The sequence below is a fragment of the Flavobacterium algoritolerans genome, assembly GCF_030010385.1.
GTDB lineage: Bacteria > Bacteroidota > Bacteroidia > Flavobacteriales > Flavobacteriaceae > Flavobacterium > Flavobacterium algoritolerans.
Map to the genome: position 1 here is coordinate 1 of NZ_JASCRZ010000010.1, position 16,476 is coordinate 16,476.

The window sequence follows — 16,476 nt, forward strand, 5'->3', positions numbered from 1 at the left end:
TCGTGATTTAATCCAATTCCTAAAAGATGAAAAGAAACTCGATCCTGTTTATACTTCATTCACAGATGAACTTTCACAAGATGGCGTTGAAGAAGTAGATCTTTTGGCTACTTACACTTCACTTCAAAGTTATAAAGACCGTGTGGAAGCCTTTATAAGAAAAAACAAATCTCATTTAGTAATTGATAAATTATATAAAAATTTGCCCATTACTATGAATGAATTGGAAGTGTTGGAACAATTTCTGTTGAAAGAAGCTTTGGAAAGCAAAGACCGTTTTATTAAAGAATACGGTGAACAACCGTTAGGTAAATTTGTTCGAAATATCATTGGTTTAGACATCGAGGTCGCCAATCAATTATTTGCCGACTTTATCTCTAAAGGGAATTTGAATGCTAACCAAATTACATTCATTCATAAAATAATCCATTACCTCAATCAAAAAGGAGTAATAGAAAAACAATTACTGACACAAGCCCCTTTTAATGAACATCATGATCAGGGTGTTTTTGGTATATTCCCGGAAGAAGATAAAGTCATGAAAGTGATTCAAGTAATCAATCAAGTTAATGAAAACGCTATGTTTGCATAGTAATGATCTAGTTTACAAAAATATTTCCCTTCCCATTTGGACAGCCTTTTCATAGTGAAAAGCAATAGCGCTACTATTTTACAACACACATTTAAATCTTTACAAAACAATCTGTTTTGTATTTTACATAGAAGTGTGCACATACAATGCATAAACCTATTTCATCTTTGCAGTAGTAAACTTTAAAACTGTAACAGATGTCCAAAAACTATTACCAATTAATAAACAGAGTAGATCAACGTAGTAATCCTGATTTATTTCAAATGAAAGCTTTGTATGCAGAGGAAAATGCTACATCAAAACTTTTTGAAAACAAGAAATTAGCAAATGCTGTGGTATATATATACGTACAAAAGGCAATGAAAGGAGTTGCACCAGATTATACCACCAATAGCAAAATAGCAGCAAACCAAGTAGAGGCGCATTTAAAAAAGAGTCATGGTAAGGAGGTTCATTTTGAAAGGCAAGGTTCTGTAATGACCAATACGCACATCTTGAAAGACAATGACATTGATTTAGTGCAAATTACAAACAAATCAAAAGGTGTTGATCATGTAAGACTTCAAAGTACTTTAGCAAATCCCAGTTTATTAAATCCAATAGAACATAAAAATCTAAAAAAACATTCAGATGATTTTAGTCAATATGCAGGCAATCAATTATCTGATCTAAAGAATATACGAACACAATCGGAAATCATTCTACATTCAATATACAAAGAAGTTGATATACAAAAGGAAAATTCAATTTATGTATTGGTTAGTTCTCCCAAACGTGATGTAGATGTGGTTATCGCAACCTATTACAAAGGAATTGATTACATGAAAACCAATTTGGACCATCGAAGAGGTATTCAGATCTACAATAAAAAATTAGATAGCCTTTCAAACGTAGATTATCCATTTTGGAGTATAAAACGAATTAATGAAAGAAGTATCCTTACTAATGGGAGATTGAAAAACATGATACGCTTTATGAAAAATGTAAAATACGATTGTGATACTATTGATAATAAAGGAGCAATACGTAGTTTTCATATTAATGCAATTTGTTACAATATTGATGTGAAAAGGTATCAATACGCTTATTTTCTTGATCTTCTTCCAGTAATCAATGACGAATTAATTCAAATATTGAATAATAAATCATATCGCGACAATATAAAATCAGTAGATGGTACTGAAATAATATTTGAAAAAGACTGTGATAAAAAACTACTTGAAATTAGCTTTTTACAATTCGAAATCAGTCAGATACTAACAGATTTAGACCTTAAAAATAAAAATTTTATATAATGAATAAATTACAAAATTACATTTTAGAGTTAGCAATAAGTCATATCAAAATATTTACTTATTTCAGTTATATTTTAAACTTTTTAACAGCAACAATAATTTTGTTCTGGCTGTTAAAAAAGAGTATCCCAAATTTGGAGCATATAGATTTAGAAGCATTAGTTACTATCGTTTCATTTTTAGCAGTCACCTTAAACCAGTTAAATAGAAAGCTTTTTGAGAAAACGGAGTATTCACCGGCTGATGTTTTAGCATTAGGATATGTCAATAATTTTCTCGTTCCAGTCATAACACAACTGAAAGAAGATGGGATAAAAAAACCTAGTTTATGTATTTACAAACCCTATAAAATCAATGAACTTGAAGGTAGTAATATCGATGCTATTAAAGCTGAACTTAGAAATAAAGAGTATTCGTTGGTAGAGGTAAAACTAAATCTTAAACAAGCCAGAGCGAGAGATATTTTGACTATTCAGAAAAACGATAGTAACCAAATTTATTTTGATTTTCCAAATACGTTGCTATCATTGATAAGTTATATTGATTATAAAGCAGAGTCAAAAGCGAATACTTCGACAGACAAAATAAAAACAGAATTAGGAGTAAATCTAATTTTTGAATTTTATAAAAAAATAGAAGAACTTACTAAAGAAAAAAGGATCCATAAAAACATTAAATTTTGTACTGCAGATTTAAAACAATTTTAAAAGTTGGCCAAAAGTTGTTTTTTTTAAGTCTTGATAATTATTTTTTACACTTGACACTTTTATTACAGAGTCATTTATTTAATTAAAATCTTTTTTAGATGTTTATAATAATTGATATGGGTCACTTCTGAAATTTAGATTATTTTAAACTTTCAAAAAAGGTCAAAACAGGTATAATGTGTTCGATTCTAGCCCCTGACAGCCCACAGAAAGACAAACAAAGCCACTGGAAGACAGTGGCTTTATTTTTTTTTTAAATTTGTTTAGGATTGCCCATTATTTAGGGGAGATAATGATGTAATAAGTCTTTTACTTCGAATAGATTAAGACCTGATTTTTCTACATCTCCAGGATGTATTACTATAACTAATTTATCCGAAAAGATATTTTGTTCAGATGCATTAATAAATGATTGAGCAATAATGGCGATGAGCTTTTTTCTGCTTGTAGTTAACCTTCCTAAACCTGAGCCTATAAGCGGTATAACTGTATCAAGTTTTTCTCCTTTGGTTTCGATATAATCCCACAATCCATCAAGCGATTCATAAACATTTTTAAGAGTGGTTTTAGCTGTATTACTGTGATTGAGATCTGCCATTGCAAACCAATAAAATAGTTGGCCTGAAAGATTTAATTTTACAGTGGTACCGTAATTATAACGTTTAGTTTTACCAGCCTCTTTATTTATAATTGTGTGTTGCAGATTGGAAAGTTGCCGATCCAGCTCAACGTCTAAAGCAGGTAAATTTCCGGGATAAAATTTTTCAGTAAATTGCCCTTGTAAGCTTCTACTTGAAATTATACCAGATGCAATATCGGTGTCAAAAGTCGTATTGGTGCTTATTACCTTTTGCCCCGGTACTTCGAACAAATCCCCTATGCAAACTTCTATCTTAAGATCCTGTCCTGGATATTTATAAATGATCTTTTTTACTGGCCTTCTCGTAAAGACAACCACTAAAATCCCTAAAATAGCCAACGGGATTAATACCCAAAGTGATAACTTATCCTTTTCTATTATTTTTATTGTACTGAGAATATCAACGAAAAGCCAAATACCGCCTACAACAGCCATAAATGTTTTGACAGAGTCAACCGACAATAAAGCATACACCCAGTATGATTTGGTTTTAAATGATCTGAAATAATAGTTCATAGTTATAGACCTAAAACACTATAGACGGAGTCCTGGTAATAATAAGGACCGGATTCACCGGCAACTCTATGTCTTGATGCGCTCGAAGGCCAATTTTTAATTGCATAGTCAATAATCTTATGACCAAAAGGAACATGAATCGCTAATTCATTTCTTAGTATTGGTGGACATAGAACTGAGTTCATCCGCCTCTTTTTGTCTAAGTTGACTACTATTATGGAAAGCCCTAACTCAATAGAAACTTCTATTTCCCAGCGTACAAATTTATAGAGGTTCCTTGTACTTTCTCCTACCAACACAACTAAAACATCACTTGCTCTAAGTCTAGTTCTTAAACTTCTCTTTATCGTTTCTTCCGTACTTGAGTCGCGAGACTGCGTCAAATCGTGAGCGTTTATAAATGTGAAGTCAAATTTTTCATTTACATGCCATGCTTGCATCAAACGATAATAATGAATGTCGCTGTCGCCATCGAAACAGGCGTAACATGTTGTTGCCATTTTAGAGATTTATTAATTAACAAATTTTTCACATTCCTTTAGAGGCAAATATATTAATTTGCCTCTACTAAACGTCTGAAATTTCTTTTTTTTTGACATTCTGTCACATTAATACCTCCTTATTTTATCAAATATTTATCTTACATTTCTGATGATTCGGGAATATTCATTAATTACTTTATATTTGTCTAACTTATCAAATTTAATAATGAAAATCTTTATTTCTCATTCGTCGAAAAACGCGAACTACGGACAAGCAATCGTAGATTTGTTAGTAGCGGTTGGTGTTAACAACGAACAAATTATATTTACCAGTAATGACGCCTTTGGTATTCCTACTGGTCAAAACATATTCAATTGGTTGAGAGCCAGAATTACTGAAAAGCCACATGTCGTTTATCTGCTGTCTTCGGAATATTATTCCAGTGTTGCCTGCTTAAATGAGATGGGAGCCGCTTGGATTGTCGAAAACGAACATACAATTATATTCACGCCGGAATTTAAAGCCTCAAGCCATGAATTCCAAAGCGGAGCACTCGACCCTAGGGAAATGGGATTCAAAATAAATAATCACGATAGAGTAACAGGCTTTATTTAAACTCTTCGCGATTTATTTCCAATTTCGACCAAAACCGTTTTCGTAAGTCAAAAAATACGGGAATTTATCGAAAAGGTCAATTCGTTCGAAGTTCCCAAACAAAGTTTACCAGTTACCCAAATTGTGAAAAATGACAAACCCACAAATCCAATTATATTAACCAAAATAGAGGAAAAAATAATAGTTGAAGATTCTCCAAAAAAAATAATTGAAACCAATAGCAAAACTTCGCAAGTAAATAAGTTATTCAAAGATCTGCAAGAAGGAAAATTAAAGGATGAGGAAATAATCTTACTTCACTATTCTATAGAAACAGCGAGATTCAAACTTGGAGTTGGATGGAAAAGTTCAGGTGAAATTGAAAATATCAAAACTTGGGAAGATGTTAATTCATTAAATTCAAAGTTATCATCGGGATATGACGAAGTTATGCGTCGATTCGACTTAAAGAAGTTGACTGAAGTTACGGAGTTCACAAGTAGTAATAATCCGAGAGAGGTTGCGCTTATATCAGATTTAACAAATTTGTTACTTGAACTTCCTGAAGAAGCTAATTTAAAGATTGTAGAAGCTTTAGCAAGAAATGAAAAGATAATTCCAGAATCGACATGGAATACTTTGGAAGAAGATGATGATTTACCATTTTAAATAGAGACTGTCTCTAACATCACCTAATCAAAATTGCTTGTTTTGCATATATTAAACCAGTCTATTTAATAACTTCGTTCTTTGTGGTGGATAAAACTCTGCTTCGATCCCCACAACATCGGTTAGTTGCGAAACGTTACAATTACATCATTTTATATTCTCGAAAAATGTCAAGACAGGTATCAGGTGTTCGATTGCAATCCCTGACAGCCCACAAAAAACTCCATTAGAAATAATGGAGTTTTTTTATGTCAAATATTTTCCCCTCCTGTAATAGGATCAAGCTCAAAAGTTGGAGGTCATACAAAAAGATTAGATAACCTCAACAAAAAAATAGCAATACACAAAAAACTCCATTATTTCTAATGGAGTTTTTTATGTTTCTTTTTCAGATTACCAACCCTGCGTCAATCCGTTCTTAACGACTTCTTCGTATTTTTCTTTATCGAAACTATATAAATTTGGAGCTTTGTGCGCTACATTACTCTTCTTCTCGTCCAACTTTGTCAAGATTCCGATTGCCATAATCTTTCGCAGAAAATTTCTACGGTCGAGTTTTCGTCCCAATATGGTTTCATATAATTTTTGTAATTCCGGAATAGTAAATTTTTCGGGAAGTAAATTATATCCTACCGGCATCAAATTCAATTCCATGCGAAGGGTTTCCAATGCTGTATCCAGAATTTGTCTGTGATCCAAAATCAATTCCGGTACCGAATTATGGTCAATCCACTCCACAATTTCATTTTTGCCTTCAGGCTGCGGAACCGTTTGTAAAAAATCGACTAAGGCATAATACCCAACCGTTACAAAACGACTAGCATACCATTTCCCTTCGTCTAAAGGGATTCCGTAAAAATCCAGAACAGCATTACTAACATCAACACTACACCTTCTAGCAGCTCCGAAGGTAGAAAACTGCCTCAGAAAAATTCCTTTCAATCCTGTTCTGCCATGTAACACAGTTACAGCAGCCTCATCAATATCTTCATTTACAGGTACAAAACCGCCAGGCAAAGCCCATTTATCGCTGTACTTTGTTTTTATCAATAACACTTTGAGTTGATTGTCATGAAATCCGAAAATCACACAATCTATTGATAAACCCGGCTGATATTCTTCCTTGTTATCTAAAATGGTTTTTAACATGTGATTTATTCTAGTAATTAATATACCCTTTGAAAGACGCAATTTAGTTTATTTTTTTTAAGAAAATAAAAGTGCGCTCAATTTTGAAAACTCGTTATTCTTGCTTTTTGGTTTAAACCAAAAAAATATTTCGGCAAAGAAACAAATCCATTAAACAAGAAAACATATTTACACAAAAAAATAGTAAAAAAAAATCATTTACAAAAAAAATTGTGAAATTTTATAGTGAATGCATTGTGAATCAAAAAAAGATGTACATTGCGTCAAAATAACACATAAGATTATTATTTAAAATAGTTACCAAAAAACAACCAAATTAAAGACTATGAAAAAAATCATTTTACTACTTATTGGACTTGTATTGTCTTCACAATCGTATGCCCAAGCAGTAGATTATCGCGCTAAGGCAAAAAAATTAGTTTCTCAAATGACCTTAGAAGAAAAAGCTTCTTTGTGTTCCGGTGAAACTGCTTGGTCCACAAAAGCCATAACCAGACTAGGAATTCCTTCTATTTTTATGACTGACGGGCCACATGGTTTACGTAAAGCAGAAGGTTTTGACTTTACCAACAGCGTTCCTTCTACGTGTTTCCCAACAGCATCTGCACTTGCTTCCTCATGGAATCCTGCTTTGGCACAAAAAATGGGAGAAGCTTTAGGAATCGAATCTCAAGCTAACGATGTTCAAATATTATTAGGACCAGGAGTAAATATGAAGCGTTCCCCTCTTGGTGGAAGAAACTTTGAATATTTTTCTGAAGATCCAGTTCTAGCCGGAAAAATTGCTATCGGTTTTATAAATGGAGTTCAAAGTCAAGGTGTGGGAACTTCCATGAAACATTTTGCAGCAAACAGTCAGGAAGCTGAACGTATGTCTAATAGTTCTAATGTTGACGAACGTACCTTGAACGAAATCTATTTTCCAGCCTTTGAAATGGCCGTAAAAGAAGCACAACCTTGGACGGTAATGTGTTCATACAATAAACTTAATGGAACATACGCATCTGAAAACTCCTATTTATTGAATCAAATGCTAAAAGAAAAATGGGGCTTACAAGGTTTTGTAGTTTCTGATTGGGGCGCAGTAAACGAAAGAGCTCTAGGAGTTGGTGCCGGATTGCATTTAGAAATGCCTGCAAGCGGAGGCTTCAATGATAAAAAAATTGTTGAAGCGGTAAAAAAAGGAACTTTGGCGGAAGCCAGATTGGATGAAATTGTAACTGATTTACTTGCCATTACTTTAAAAGCAAAAGACAGCCACAAGAAAGGAATCGTTGTGGACAAAGTAAAACACAATGAATTAGCCAGACAAGTAAGTGGCGAATGTATTGTTTTATTGAAAAACGACAATGCTATTTTACCACTAAAATCAGCTTTAAAAAAGATAGCTATTGTTGGTGATTTTGCAAAAAATCCTCGTTATCAAGGAGCAGGAAGCTCACAAGTGAGACCTACACAAATTGTAAATGCACTGAATGAATTACAAAAAATGGCAAAAGGAACTCAATTTTCCTTTTCAACAGGGTATAATACTGCCGGAGAAACAGATGATGCTAAAATTGCTGAAGCAGTTCAAAATGCAAAAAAATCAGAATTAGTGATTGTTTTTGCTGGTTTACCGGACAGTTATGAATCAGAAGGTTTTGACAGAAACAACATGGACTTGCCTGCAGGTCACAACAAATTGATTTCAGAAGTAGCAAAAGTTAACAAAAACATTGTAGTGGTATTGATGAATGGCGCTGCAGTTTCTATGCCATGGAAAAACGATGTTGCTGCAATTGTCGAAGCGTATCTTGGTGGTCAAGCCGGTGGTGGAGCAATTGCTGACGTATTAACTGGAAAAGTAAACCCTTCCGGAAAATTATCTGAAACCTTTCCTGCACGCTTGGAAGACACTCCAACTGCAATGGATTTCCCTTCAAAAGATGGAAATGCAAATTATGGTGAAGGGATTTTTATTGGATACCGTTATTATGACAAAAAGAAAATCGAACCTAACTTTCCTTTTGGATACGGTTTGAGTTACACCTCTTTTTCGTATTCTGATATTAAAGCCAATACTACATCAGCTAAAGATTCTGATGCAATCACCATATCAGTAAAAGTAAAAAACACAGGTAAAATTGCGGGTAAAGAAGTAGTTCAACTCTATGTTCATGAACAAGAAAGCGAAGTGGCAAGACCCGAAAACGAACTGAAACACTTTGAAAAAGTAGCATTGCTAGACGGAGAAGAAAAAACAGTTACATTTCAATTGACTTCACGTGACTTTGCTTATTTCAATTCAAAATCTCATGATTGGGCTATAAAATCAGGGAAATTTGACATCCTTATTGGAAGTTCCTCTCGTGATTTGCCTTTAAAACAAACCATCACTATTGAATCTACAAAAGCTGCAAAAATAGTGCTGACACGTGAATCATTATTTAAGGAATTCAAAAAATCTCCAAACAGTCAAGCGATATACGAACAACTGGTTCAAAGTTTCACTGGTGCCAATAAAAAACCAGAAACGGAAGATGAGAAAAAAGCAGCTTCATTTTTAGAGGCAATGTTAGCCGATATGCCAATCAATAAATTTCTTTTATTATCAGGAGGAAAATTCACAGAAGAAAATCTGGATGGTATTTTGAAAGCTGTCAACCAAAATTAAAAATTGTTATTAATTGTTGTTAAAAAAGTATTGAAAAAGAATTTAATTGGATATCGTCTATAGAGCACATCTAAATTAAATTCCCTCTCATCAAGTCTATTTCCCTAATTAAATACCATAACTACAAGTTCGTTAGGCAATAGATGTAGAGTCAATACTTTTTTTTATTTTAGAACTCAATCGACAGTATTTCTAAGAATACTGTCGATTGAGTTTTTTTTATTTTACAAATTCAAAAGTCGTTTTCAAACGAATATCTGAAGAAGAAGAACCAATCATCAAATCAAAATCTCCTGGCTCAGCAATCCATTGTAGTGCAGCATTGTAAAAAGATAACTTTTCTTTGTCAATGATAAATTTGATGGTTTTTGTTTCACCCGCATTCAGTTTTATCTTTTGAAAATCTTTCAATTCAATTATTGGTCTGACAACTGATCCTACTTTGTCTCTCAAATACAGCTGAACTACTTCTTCACCAGCTACTTTTCCAGAATTTTTCACGTTTAATGAAACCGCGATACTTTCCGTACTCTTGATTTTATTTTTGGATAACTTCAAATCTGAATATTCGAAAGTGGTATAACTCAATCCATAGCCAAAAGGAAATCTAGGACTATTTTTTAAATCAGTATATGCAGAAACATAATTGAAAGCCGTTTCATTTGGAGCTGGTCTTCCTGTATTAAAATGATTGTAATAAATAGGAATTTGTCCTTCTTCCCTTGGAAAAGACATTGGTAATTTTCCCGAAGGATTGTAATCGCCAAACAAAACATCAGCAATAGCATTACCTGCTTCGCTTCCTAACCACCAGGTGTAAGCAATTGCTGGGACATTATCTGCAGTCCAATTAAAAACAAGCGGTCTTCCCGCGTTAATCAAAACCACGACAGGTTTCCCGGTTGCTTGAATCGCTTTTACTAGTTCTTCCTGAACTCCAGGCAAATGAATATTACTGCGACTTTTAGCTTCGCCACTCATATCTGCTCTTTCACCAATACTCAAAATCACAACATCGGCTTGATTGGCAACAGCAATTGCTTCCGCAAAACCATCTTTGTTATCCCCTTCAATTTCACACCCTTTGGCGTAAAGCAATTTAGTTGAATTCCCTATTTTATTTTGAACACCTTCCCATTGCGAAACCACTTGTTTATCATAATCCAGCTCAGGCAATTCTACTGCCCAAAAACCCATATTTTGTTTGTGTTCTTTAACCAAAGGCCCAATAAAAGCGATTGTTTTTGTGTCTTTGGAAAGTGGTAAAATGTTTTTCTCATTCTTCAATAACACGATACTTTTTGCCGCAATATCCCTTGCTGCTTTTCTGTGCTCCGGATTGTTCAATGCCGCTTGTTCTCTCTCCGGATTCGAGTATTTATAAGGATTATCAAAAAGTCCTAATTCAAATTTTTTGTGTAAAATTCTTTTTACGGCATCATCAATCAAGGCAATTGGTACTTTATTTTCTTTAACCAACTCCGCTAAATGGTATCGATACGCATTGCTTTCCATATCCATATCACTTCCTGCAGTTATGGCTTGTAACGCGGCTTCTTTATTGTCTTTTGAAAATCCGTGATTCACCATTTCTCCTATCGAACCCCAATCAGAAACTATAAAACCTTGAAAGTTCCATTTTCCTTTCAGAATGTCTCTTTGCAGGTATTTATTTGCTGTAGCCGGAATTCCGTTAATGTCATTAAACGAATTCATAAATGTTGCGGCTCCTGCATCTAGCGCTGCTTTGAAAGGAGGCAAATACGTTTCCCAAAGCATTCTTTCGCTCATATCAACCGAGTTGTAATCTCTCCCGCCAACAGCGGCTCCATAAGCAGCAAAATGTTTCACGCAAGCCATTACCGAATTGACATCACCTAAATTCCCCTGAAAACCTTTGACTCTGGCGTAGGCGATTCTCGAACCTAAATAAGTATCTTCTCCAGCACCTTCCATCACTCGTCCCCAACGCGGATCACGAGAAACATCAACCATGGGCGCAAATGTCCAGTGAATCCCACTTGCCGATGCTTCTATAGCTGCAATTCTTGCTGAAAGTTCCATCGCTTCTAAATCCCAACTTGCAGCTTCCGCCAAAGGAAGTGGAAAAGTAGTCTTGTATCCATGCACCACATCCTGACCAAATAACAATGGGATTTTCAATCGAGATTGCATCGCTAATTCTTGATACTGACGGGTATATTTAGTTCCTAAAACATTCAACATCGAACCAATTAAACCTTTTTTAATTTCGGTTTCCTTATTTGGATTTATGGTTATAGGTCCAGTCGCTTGATTGTTTCCCGTATATTGATTAAGTTGTCCAATTTTTTCTTCGAGTGTCATTTGCTTTAGCAAAGCATTCACTTTTTGGTCAATTGTTTTTTGTTGGGAAAACCCAATAAAACAAACCAATAAAAGAATTGTAGTTTCTATTTTTTTCATTTCAAATTTCTTTGTTGTTTCACTAGCTATTTAGAATAGTATGAAACGAGTTTATAGTCTTGTATGCTTTTATTTTTTTGCCTTTTTAAATTCCAAAAAGTTCAAATTGAAATTTCCTTTTTCAAAACGCACTTTTACTTTATTCGTTCCTTGTTTTAAAAGTACATTTTTTAAAATCACCGTTTTCCAATTATCCTTTCCGCCTGAAGATGGAATTGTTATTATTTCAGAGATTTTCCCGTTTTCATCTTCTAAATAAAGTTTTCCACCTGAAGCCTCACTCGCATAACGAATAGCAACATCAAAAGTAGTTTTAGCTTTCACCTCAACGGTGTATTGCAACCATTCACCATCTTCAATAAAAGCAACCTGAAATCCATTTGTCATTGTATCATTGCAAGACTCAATATCAACTCCATCATTTCGCATCATTCCGCCTTTGTTCCATTTAGTAAACTTTGTCCCGTCATAATTAGCGACATCTTTATCCAAATAAGCATATCCGTTTTGTCCTAAATCATATTCAGTTGCGAATACTTTCCCTGGCAAAGAATGGTTTTTGTATTTCTTAGTATCGGTTGTTTGAACTTGTCTGAACATGGCATCAATCACATCATATCTGATGGTCAGATTTTTCATTTTGAAGTTTTCAGCGATATCCATTACTCCTTTTTTGGCAAAATCTACAGTAGGCTTAGCTCTTTCATTATTCCAATATTTCAACAATTGATCGTATTCCGGAGTTTTTGTAACCGAAGTAACTCCAGCTAAATTTTCAATTTTTTTCATTGGCCAAAAAGCCCAACCAATATTATTTGCCTCCACTAAAGAAATAGCTTCCTTAAACCAAACATTAGAATTTTCACCACTTTCTCCCAACCAAATTGGCACATTGTATTGGGTTCTGTAATCCAACATTTTTTGTATCGAAGCTGTGTCATTTTGGTTCCAATATTTGTGAAAACTCAACGCCATATTTTCATCCCAAAGCGGAAACATTCCGTTGTAATTATTTCCCCAGCAATTCCCTTCAATGAAAATCAAATGATTTTTATCGATGGCTCGAATGGCATTTGTAACTCTAACCTGCAAAGCTCTTAAAGGCGCATTCGATGTTTCATCGCAACCATTTTGATTTGTTCCCGTAAAATCCCAATTGGGTTCATTGATAATATCATAAGCTCCTATCCAAGGATTGTCTTTGTAACGCTCTGCTAATTTTTCCCAAAGCGCCACCATTTTATCCTGATTGGCCGTACTTTCCCAAAGTGATGGTTTTGCAGAATCATAATCAGAGATATTAGCGTCTTTTCCTTGTCCACCCGGAGCTGCATGCAAATCCAGAATCAGATATATTTTATTGGCAGCACACCAGTTTAATAAATCATCGGTCATTTTGAAACCTTCCTCCAGCCAAGTATTCTGACCAGAAACCGCTTCTTGTTCAAGAGGCAATGTGTATAAATTGTAATGCATTGGCAAACGAACAGAGTTGAAACCCCAAGCCGCCAATGAATCAATATCTCTCTTTGTTATTCCATTTGCTTTATAGGCATCATAAAATTCTTTGGTGTTTTTGGCACCAATTAAATCCGTTATTTTTTGCTTAATTATATGTTGAGGGCCTGCAAATGAACCGGTTTGAAGCATATATCCTTCCTGAACCATCCATCCGCCCAATCCCAAACCGCGCAACACAATATTTTTCCCGTTTCCATCGACAATTTCTTGTCCATTTCTATGTAAAAATCCCTGTCCAAACGAGGCAATTGAAAAAGAAATAAAGACCATTAAAACTATTTTCTTCATAAAGTAGGTTTTAGAATAAGACCGTTTAAAATTTAATACACTAATGTTTGAATCCCATGAGCAGGAATTACAACAACCGTTTTCTCAGTAGCAATAATTAAATTATACGTAACACTTTTATCGCTATGATTCATTACTACAGTAACCATTTTTCCATCTTTATTCAGGAATGAAGTACTTATCAAACTGCTTCGGCTTACTGCTGTACTGACTCTTTTAGCATCTGGTCGAATGAATTTTGAAAAATGTCCGATGTAATAATACGAAGGTGTGTAAATTAATTCTCCTGAATTAGTATCTGCATGAATGGGTGCAAAACAAAAATTCCCTACGTGATTTGGTCCGCCATTTTGGTCCAAAAGAATATTCCAATCCGTCCAACCCACAGTTCCATTATTAAAATCATTAATCATAGAAGTTCCATATCGTTCTCCGTTTGCCCAAAATTGGTATTTCTTAGCATCAAATTTTTCGACGCAACCTTCGGTAAACATTAAATTTTTAGATGGATAGGCTTCGTGTACTTTTCGAACATTATCAAACATTGGTTCACCTCCTGCCCAAGTTTCGTACCAATGAAATCCCATTCCCCAAGCATATTTTGAAGCTTCCGGATCAGAAAAAATAACATTGGCTCTCTGGTTCATCAAATCACGGTTGTGATCCCAAACCACAATTTTTTTACTTCCTAAACCTTCTTTTTTCATTGTTGGCCCAAGGAAATTCTTCAAGAAATCTCTTTCGGCTTCTGCAGAATACACACATGATTCCCAGGTTTGGGTTGCCATAGGTTCGTTTTGAACGGTCAATCCCCAAATTGGCATTCCCTCTTTCTCATACGCTTTGATAAATTTCGTATAATAATTTGCCCAAGATTGATAGTATTCCGGAAGTAACGTTCCTCCTTTTAGCATGTTGCCATTGCTTTTCATAAAAGCGGGAGGACTCCATGGCGAAACATAAAGCAATAATTTCCCGCCAGCCGTTTTTATGGCTTCTTTAAGCATTGGAATGCGATATTGTCTGTCATGATCAATATTGAAAGTTTTTAAATCTTTGTCTCCGTCTTTGATATAGGTATAGCTTGCGCTCGAAAAATCAGAACTATGAATGGTGGTTCTCAATAACGAATATCCAATACCTTTTTCTTTATCATAGTAGGCATTCAAAAGTTCTTGCTGTTTCTCTTTGCTCAATTTTGCAAAAACCTCAGCACTTGCATCCGTGATTGCTCCACCGATTCCCATGAAGTTTTGGAATGTTTTAGTTGGTTCCACAAAAACAGAAATCTCTGTTTCTAAAGGCTGTTTGGAGCTGCTAAAACTCAATTTATCGGTTTGTGTTAATCGCAACTTTGTATTTTCTGCTGTAGTATAAACGGTAATCGTTTTGTCTTTTGTAGAAAAAGATTTGAGTTTAGCTTGGCTTTTTTGCTGAGAAAAAGCAAAAAAAGATGTTGCCAAAAGTACTACTGTCGTTATTCTTTTCATGATATTATTATCTATTTTATTTACCAGATATACGTTCCTACCGAACCTGCTTCGAGGGAAGTTTTTACCCAGTTTCCATTGTATTTGATATTGAAAATTTCGGAAGTATTTCCATCATTTTCAACAATTAAAACTTTTTTCCCACTAGGCGTTTTAAAAGCCACATTGTTTAAATTTCCACTAAAGTTACTCGAAATTCTCACAGAACCCGCAGGAACAAATTTAGAAGCGTGGGCAATGATATAATATCCTATATTTCTTGTGAAACTATCACTGCTGTTAATCGTCAATGCACCTTTACAAGTGGTACAACCGCCCGGAGTATTTGGTCCAAAAGAAGCATTATTGGCTAAGTTCCATTCTAATGCTGTTTTACTCCAATTACGCATCGAGCCGATAATTACATTTTTCACATGCCATTTCAAATCCCCTTCAAAACTTCCTGTTGAAGACGTGTATTGCTCCGTGAAATAGATGTTTTTATTGGGAAAAGCACTGTGAACTGTAGACAAAGCACTTATATCTCCTTCGTACAAATGAAATGCAGAACCATCAACATAAGGATTTGCTCCTGGATCATTCAGCACTGCAATAGGATATTCCGGTTTGTTGCAATTATGGTCGTATGCCACAATTTTAGTCGATAAGTTTGCAGTTTTGAAAGCAGGACCTAAATGATTTTTTATAAAATCAGCCTGATGCAATGCAATCATCAACATACTTGGATTGTTGCCCGGATGCAAGGGTTCGTTTTGAGGCGTAACAGCATCAATAGCAATTCCTTCGGCTTTCATAGTTTGAATGTATTTTACAAAATATTTTGCATAAACCGCATAATATTCCGGCTTCAAGCTTCCGCCAACAAAACCATTGTTGTCTTTCATCCAAACTGGAGGCGACCACGGAGTTGCCATTATTTTAATATTTGGATTGATTGCCACAATTTCTTTCAGCATTGGAATCAAATCCGTTTTATCTGGTGCTAAACTAAAATTATCTAGATTCATATCCGTTTGCCCGCTTGGTAAATCATCATACGTAAATGGCGCGGCATTCAAATCGGATGCGCCAATGCTAATTCTTAAATAGCTTATTGCGATAGAATTGTCATTAGTTCCAAATAATTCTTTTAATAATTCTTGCCGCTTTTGGGTATTTAATTGATTTATAACCTGAGCGCTTCCTCCAGTTAAGGTATATCCAAAACCATCGATTGTTTGAAACACTTTAGAATCGTCAACCTCAATATTAGCATAGGTATTATAGGCTGTGCCAAATGATAAAACTGATGTTTGTTTTTGAAGTGTTACGCTCTGATTGCCTTTTGTCAACCAAAAATCCATTTCATTTGTGACTGCCACTGGCGGAGTTGGCGTAGGTGCTGGAGCCGGATCAACAGTATCTCCAGACGGAGAACACTTTGACATAAGC

13 protein-coding genes are annotated in these 16,476 nt (G+C 34.7%); 6 read left to right on the forward strand and 7 right to left on the reverse strand.

Annotation, left to right across the window (positions count from 1 at the left end; translation table 11 throughout):
* The 3 genes from QLS65_RS15810 to QLS65_RS15820 form a co-directional block, all read left to right on the forward strand.
* Positions 1-592: type I restriction-modification enzyme R subunit C-terminal domain-containing protein (locus QLS65_RS15810; protein WP_282718637.1), on the forward strand; the 592-nt coding region annotated here is incomplete at its 5' end.
* A gap of 197 nt (positions 593-789) precedes the next feature.
* Positions 790-1,887 carry a nucleotidyltransferase-like protein gene (locus QLS65_RS15815; RefSeq protein WP_282718638.1) on the forward strand — a complete coding sequence of 366 codons (1,098 nt, stop codon included), beginning with the start codon at positions 790-792 and terminating at the stop codon, positions 1,885-1,887.
* Positions 1,887-2,594, forward strand: coding sequence for an STING domain-containing protein (locus QLS65_RS15820; protein WP_282718639.1), 708 nt, complete (start codon positions 1,887-1,889; stop codon positions 2,592-2,594). Before QLS65_RS15815 ends, QLS65_RS15820 begins: the two co-directional genes overlap by 1 nt.
* A gap of 280 nt (positions 2,595-2,874) precedes the next feature.
* On the opposite strand, the gene QLS65_RS15825 is transcribed toward QLS65_RS15820, so the two are convergent.
* Both QLS65_RS15825 and QLS65_RS15830 read right to left on the reverse strand, forming a co-directional pair.
* Positions 2,875-3,750: a macro domain-containing protein gene (locus QLS65_RS15825; protein WP_282718640.1), complete on the reverse strand. Its 876-nt coding sequence runs from the start codon at positions 3,748-3,750 to the stop codon at positions 2,875-2,877.
* Positions 3,751-3,752: 2 nt separating this feature from the next.
* Positions 3,753-4,250 carry a TIR domain-containing protein gene (locus QLS65_RS15830; protein WP_282718641.1) on the reverse strand — a complete coding sequence of 166 codons (498 nt, stop codon included), beginning with the start codon at positions 4,248-4,250 and terminating at the stop codon, positions 3,753-3,755.
* 208 nt (positions 4,251-4,458) lie between these two features.
* Between QLS65_RS15830 and QLS65_RS15835 the strand changes: the two genes are divergently transcribed.
* A complete protein-coding gene (locus QLS65_RS15835) occupies positions 4,459-4,848 on the forward strand; it encodes a toll/interleukin-1 receptor domain-containing protein (RefSeq protein ID WP_282718642.1) in 390 nt (129 codons plus the stop codon).
* A gap of 123 nt (positions 4,849-4,971) precedes the next feature.
* On the forward strand, positions 4,972-5,496 hold the full coding sequence (locus QLS65_RS15840) for a hypothetical protein (RefSeq protein WP_282718643.1): 525 nt from the start codon (positions 4,972-4,974) through the stop codon (positions 5,494-5,496).
* A gap of 393 nt (positions 5,497-5,889) precedes the next feature.
* Here the strand turns inward: QLS65_RS15840 and QLS65_RS15845 are convergent, their stop codons facing one another.
* Positions 5,890-6,645 (reverse strand): NUDIX hydrolase, encoded by a 756-nt coding sequence (locus QLS65_RS15845; protein ID WP_099713527.1) that lies wholly within the window; start codon positions 6,643-6,645, stop codon positions 5,890-5,892.
* 325 nt (positions 6,646-6,970) lie between these two features.
* On the opposite strand from QLS65_RS15845, the gene QLS65_RS15850 reads away from it, so the two are divergent.
* The gene (locus tag QLS65_RS15850) at positions 6,971-9,301 is read left to right on the forward strand and encodes a glycoside hydrolase family 3 C-terminal domain-containing protein (protein ID WP_282718644.1); all 2,331 of its coding nucleotides are present in this window, start codon (positions 6,971-6,973) and stop codon (positions 9,299-9,301) included.
* Between the two features lie 219 nt (positions 9,302-9,520).
* On the opposite strand, the gene bglX is transcribed toward QLS65_RS15850, so the two are convergent.
* The 4 genes from bglX to QLS65_RS15870 all read right to left on the reverse strand — a co-directional run bounded on the left by bglX (position 9,521) and on the right by QLS65_RS15870 (position 16,472).
* On the reverse strand, positions 9,521-11,746 hold the full coding sequence (gene bglX, locus QLS65_RS15855; protein WP_282718645.1) for a beta-glucosidase BglX: 2,226 nt from the start codon (positions 11,744-11,746) through the stop codon (positions 9,521-9,523).
* Positions 11,747-11,815: 69 nt separating this feature from the next.
* On the reverse strand, positions 11,816-13,555 hold the full coding sequence (locus QLS65_RS15860; protein ID WP_282718646.1) for a cellulase family glycosylhydrolase: 1,740 nt from the start codon (positions 13,553-13,555) through the stop codon (positions 11,816-11,818).
* 32 nt (positions 13,556-13,587) lie between these two features.
* Entirely contained in the window at positions 13,588-15,045 is a 1,458-nt protein-coding gene (locus QLS65_RS15865; protein ID WP_282718647.1) for a glycoside hydrolase family 30 protein, read from the reverse strand.
* 20 nt (positions 15,046-15,065) lie between these two features.
* Positions 15,066-16,472: a glycoside hydrolase family 30 protein gene (locus QLS65_RS15870; RefSeq protein WP_282718648.1), complete on the reverse strand. Its 1,407-nt coding sequence runs from the start codon at positions 16,470-16,472 to the stop codon at positions 15,066-15,068.
* Positions 16,473-16,476: the final 4 nt, after the last annotated feature.

Coding starts and splice junctions, on each gene's coding strand:
- QLS65_RS15815 (WP_282718638.1), top strand. CDS start 790: ATGTCCAAAAACTATTACCAATTAATAAACAGAGTAGATCAACGTAGT.
- QLS65_RS15820 (WP_282718639.1), top strand. CDS start 1,887: ATGAATAAATTACAAAATTACATTTTAGAGTTAGCAATAAGTCATATC.
- QLS65_RS15825 (WP_282718640.1), bottom strand. CDS start 3,750: ATGAACTATTATTTCAGATCATTTAAAACCAAATCATACTGGGTGTAT.
- QLS65_RS15830 (WP_282718641.1), bottom strand. CDS start 4,250: ATGGCAACAACATGTTACGCCTGTTTCGATGGCGACAGCGACATTCAT.
- QLS65_RS15835 (WP_282718642.1), top strand. CDS start 4,459: ATGAAAATCTTTATTTCTCATTCGTCGAAAAACGCGAACTACGGACAA.
- QLS65_RS15845 (WP_099713527.1), bottom strand. CDS start 6,645: ATGTTAAAAACCATTTTAGATAACAAGGAAGAATATCAGCCGGGTTTA.
- QLS65_RS15850 (WP_282718644.1), top strand. CDS start 6,971: ATGAAAAAAATCATTTTACTACTTATTGGACTTGTATTGTCTTCACAA.
- bglX (WP_282718645.1), bottom strand. CDS start 11,746: ATGAAAAAAATAGAAACTACAATTCTTTTATTGGTTTGTTTTATTGGG.
- QLS65_RS15860 (WP_282718646.1), bottom strand. CDS start 13,555: ATGAAGAAAATAGTTTTAATGGTCTTTATTTCTTTTTCAATTGCCTCG.
- QLS65_RS15865 (WP_282718647.1), bottom strand. CDS start 15,045: ATGAAAAGAATAACGACAGTAGTACTTTTGGCAACATCTTTTTTTGCT.
- QLS65_RS15870 (WP_282718648.1), bottom strand. CDS start 16,472: ATGTCAAAGTGTTCTCCGTCTGGAGATACTGTTGATCCGGCTCCAGCA.